General features: G+C 34.2%; 6 protein-coding genes. All 6 read right to left on the reverse strand.

Annotated features, from left to right (window positions below):
- Positions 1-40: 40 nt before the first annotated feature.
- Positions 41-457, reverse strand: coding sequence for a hypothetical protein (locus SVN78_09185; GenBank protein MDY6821779.1), 417 nt, complete (start codon positions 455-457; stop codon positions 41-43).
- Positions 458-523: 66 nt separating this feature from the next.
- A complete protein-coding gene (locus tag SVN78_09190) occupies positions 524-904 on the reverse strand; it encodes a rod-binding protein (GenBank protein ID MDY6821780.1) in 381 nt (126 codons plus the stop codon).
- On the reverse strand, positions 904-1992 hold the full coding sequence (locus SVN78_09195) for a flagellar basal body P-ring protein FlgI (protein MDY6821781.1): 1089 nt from the start codon (positions 1990-1992) through the stop codon (positions 904-906). The genes SVN78_09190 and SVN78_09195 overlap by 1 nt, the downstream gene beginning before the upstream one ends.
- 10 nt (positions 1993-2002) lie before the next feature.
- The gene (locus tag SVN78_09200; protein MDY6821782.1) at positions 2003-2716 is read right to left on the reverse strand and encodes a flagellar basal body L-ring protein FlgH; all 714 of its coding nucleotides are present in this window, start codon (positions 2714-2716) and stop codon (positions 2003-2005) included.
- A gap of 51 nt (positions 2717-2767) precedes the next feature.
- Complete coding sequence (flgA, locus tag SVN78_09205) at positions 2768-3619, reverse strand: flagellar basal body P-ring formation chaperone FlgA (GenBank protein MDY6821783.1); 852 nt, start codon at positions 3617-3619, stop codon at positions 2768-2770.
- Between the two features lie 2 nt (positions 3620-3621).
- On the reverse strand, positions 3622-3998 hold a 377-nt coding region (locus tag SVN78_09210), incomplete at its 5' end, for a flagellar hook-basal body complex protein (GenBank protein ID MDY6821784.1).

Here is a 3998-nt window from a genome sequence, read left to right on the forward strand (position 1 = left end):
TGTTTTATCTTCTATTTGCATAGTGCTGCCCCGCTAAATATCAACCAAAGATCTCTTCAATTCTATTTCTTATTGATTCGGCTCTATTATCAATTCTATTTCTTAGAGTTTTAATCCCATTATCAATTCTATCCCTCACTGTACTTAGTCTATCTTCATCGTCTGTTTCCTTAGCGTTATCACTATTTTCTTCTTTATCAGCTGAATCTTCACTGTCAGCAATTGTTTTGTTGCTATTTACCTTGTTTGTGGCTTCTGCTGGTATATTAGCACTATCTTCAACTACATTCTTGCTTAGCTCATTTTCAGCTTCTTTTGATATGTTAACGCTATCTTCAACAATCTTATTAGGAGTATTATTCATATCATTCTTTGTCCCATTAACCTTAACATTAGGTTTTATGGTTGGCTCACTACTTACGTTTTTACTTACATTAGCTACTTGCTCCGCAGGCATAAGACACCTCCTTTTTAATCCCTTACATTATATATCGGAGATATTCTACATAACTTAAACATAAGCCTAAGCCTCTACATCAATTTTTATATCACTACTATTGACATCTAAGTTCATAGCATCAAGAAAATAACTAAAAAGCATATCTTTAATACCGTTACTACTTCTATAGGCAGTTTGTTTTGAAACTTCGTTATCTAACATATCTGTAAAAATTTTTTCAGCTCTATTTTGTTTTATGAAACCATCATCTGATATTGATTCTCTGGATGTTTTTAAGATCATATGATAGAATATAGCCTCAAAATCTGCACATGCTTTTTTTAATTTTTTTAATTCTTTATAGGATAGATCACTCTTTTTATCTAAATTTTGAAGTCTATTAATTGTGTCTTGCCTATTATTTACTACATTATCTAAATTATTAGAAACCATATTTATATTCATTAAATCACCTCTAATTCACCTTGTAGCGCACCAGCAGCATCAATTGACTGTAAAATAGATATAAGATCCCTAGGGGTTGCTCCAATTGCATTTAAAGCCTTGACTAAATCTGAAATCTGAGCACCTTCTGGTATAACCATAAGTTTACCCTCTTCTTCCTCAACCTCTACCTGAGGCTGGCCGACAACAACTGTTTGCCCCCCACTAAAAGGTGCAGGCTGACTAACTAGCACATTCGATGATATTCTAATTGTTAAATCACCATGCGCCACTGCTACAGTAGTAATTCTTACATCAGACCCTAGTACAATTGTGCCTGTTCTCTCATCAACTACCACCTTAGAAGAAGGTTCTGGCTCAATGTCAATACGCATTGCAGCATCTAGAAAGTCATAAAAATTATTTTTATAATTTACGGGAGTATTTAAAGAAATAGTTGTTGGAGAATCTATTGACGCTATCTCCTCACCAAAAAACTTATTGATTGCATTTTTAGCTTTAACAATATTATTTAAGCTTAACTTTTCAAAAGAAATGATAACATTATCTTTTGGTAGATCATAAGGCACTTCCTTTTCAACAATTGCCCCATTTGGGATCCTCCCCACCGTTGGATGGTTTTCACGAACATTTGCTCCTCTTATATTAATATTTAGCCCCCCAACTGTTATAGGACCTTGCGCAACTGCATATACTTCTCCATCTGGAGCTGATAATGGGGTCAAAAGAAGGGTCCCCCCTTCTAGGGAATCAGCATCACCTATTGATGATACTACAGTATCTATTTTAGTGCCGACCTTTGCAAAAGGTGTTAGTTTGGCAGTAACCATAACAGCAGCAACATTATCAACCCGCACATCATCCTCGTCAACGGTTATTCCCATCCTATCTAACATATTAGTTAAGGTGTGAACTGTAAATTCAGTTTGATCTTGATCACCTGTTCCGTTTAAACCTACTACAAGGCCATATCCAATAAGTTGATTATCTCTAACGCCTCTTATCTTTGCTAAATCCTTCAGTTTCACAGCATATAATTGATTTGAAATTATTAAAAACGCAAAGAACAAGATAACCAACCTTTTCATAAAACCCCTCCTAAAATGGCCATGCCCAATCTATAACATGGGCTAACCAACCCTTTTTATTAACATCTGACAACATTCCCTTGCCTGTATAGAGGATTTGGGCGTCAGCTATAGCAGTTGAGGGAACAACATTTTGCGCATTAATATCTTTTTGTCTTATAACACCTCTAATTGAAATATATTGCTTTTCTTGGTCTACAACAATTTCTCTACCACCCTCAATCACTAGATTACCAGAAGGTAAAATATTTACTATTCTTGCAGCAACAGTTGCTTGAACCTGGTCTGCTTTTTGCTTGCTCCCATCCCCCTGGAAATCATTTGTTGTTTGCGCATTAACACTTGGATTAAAGGGCTCACCCATACCTAAAAAGTTGCTTATTCCTAAATCCATGGGCATACCTAAAAAAGTGTTGACACTAGCATCATAGGTTGTGGTTTTACTTGCATCAGTTGTATTTGAATTTGATGCTGTTGATGATTCCGTTATTTGTACAATTACAATATCCCCTATATTTCTTGCTTTGTAATCTAAAAACAATGTTCCTTCTGTTTTAGCATTAGTCCACAGCGACCCATAATTTTGATTTTCTCTCATAGCTTCATAATATGCATCTACCTCTTTATTATAGAATGTACTTGGGGGGATATTTTCAATATTCTTGGTACATCCCGCTATTAATAACTCTATTAACATTAGTGTAACGAGTAAATATTTTGCCATTTTTTACTCCTACTCCCTTCAATTATTATAATATGCAAAATATATGCCATTTCAATTAACGCTAACAATTGAGTTTCCAACATATTTTCCTGTAAGCACCTTATTAGAGGTAATATTTTTGACCCTAACATATTTTCCCACAAATGCATCTTCTCTTAATACTCCCTTTGATTCAACAAGTACATAATCACCTTTATATCTTATTTTAACACTCGCACCCCTTTTTAGTGCAGGCTTTTCTTCAACATATACATCAGTTATAGGTTTGCCCTTTCTTATTGTAGTTCTAGCAATTAATCCATCTATATCATTAACCAGATCGTCATATTTGTTAGTAACATCTACCTTTTCTCTTATTACATTCCCTTCCAACGTACTACCTCTTCTAATATCCTTCTTAGCAACATAAACATCTTTAAACGCCTTTATATAGGCATATACACTATACTTTTTATAGCCATTACCTATATCAATGTATGTCGAGCCAAAGGGTTTACTAGAGATATCAAAGGAAATATTATCTTTATCTTGATAAAAGATATTGTTATTGTAGGAAATCCTTTCCACTTCAAAATCAAAATTAGGATAATTTTTTCCCAACCACTCTATGAGAGATTTTTTTAGCTCCTTTTCTGTCAATAATGTTCCCTCTCTAACAACGGTATAATCTTTAACATACTCTTTAAATTTATCTAGTAGGTTTAACCTATAAAGAATGCTTCTTATCCGCTCTTTGGGAACAAAAGTTCTTTCACCAAAATTCAAATTTGTAATAATTGGTTCTCTAATCTTTGCACCTATTATATCCTCTAAAAAAAGAGTGTCGCCTTTGATTTTTATTTCTTTGGCATATAAATTACTATTTAACAAAATTATAATAAGTAATAACATAATTTTCTTCATATTTACCTCCTTAGATTGTTAACAATTTGCAACATATCATCAGAGGTCTGAATTGCCTTTGAGTTTACTTCATATGCCCTTTGTGCTGTTATCATATTTACCATTTCCTCTACAAGATTTACATTGCTCATCTCTAACATACCTTGATGTATCTTGCCAAAATTCTCTTCTCCTGGGATGCCATCAATGGGGTCCCCACTTGATTCTGTGGGCAAGAATAGATTTTTACCTATGGCTTCAAGGCCTTGTGGGTTTATAAATTGGGTTATCTCAATCTGGCCCACCTCAACTGGATCTATTTGGTTTGGCAACATAACAGATACAATCCCATCTTCAGAGACCATTATCTCAGTAGCATTATCAGGTATTGTAATTTGCG

It is taken from the genome of Deferribacterota bacterium, assembly GCA_034189185.1.
GTDB lineage: Bacteria > Chrysiogenota > Deferribacteres > Deferribacterales > UBA228 > UBA228.

Excerpts from the sequence above, each read along its gene's own strand:
- SVN78_09190 (MDY6821780.1), bottom strand. The coding sequence starts at position 904 with ATGAATATAAATATGGTTTCTAATAATTTAGATAATGTAGTAAATAAT.
- SVN78_09185 (MDY6821779.1), bottom strand. The coding sequence starts at position 457 with ATGCCTGCGGAGCAAGTAGCTAATGTAAGTAAAAACGTAAGTAGTGAG.
- SVN78_09200 (MDY6821782.1), bottom strand. The coding sequence starts at position 2,716 with ATGGCAAAATATTTACTCGTTACACTAATGTTAATAGAGTTATTAATA.
- flgA (MDY6821783.1), bottom strand. The coding sequence starts at position 3,619 with ATGAAGAAAATTATGTTATTACTTATTATAATTTTGTTAAATAGTAAT.
- SVN78_09195 (MDY6821781.1), bottom strand. The coding sequence starts at position 1,992 with ATGAAAAGGTTGGTTATCTTGTTCTTTGCGTTTTTAATAATTTCAAAT.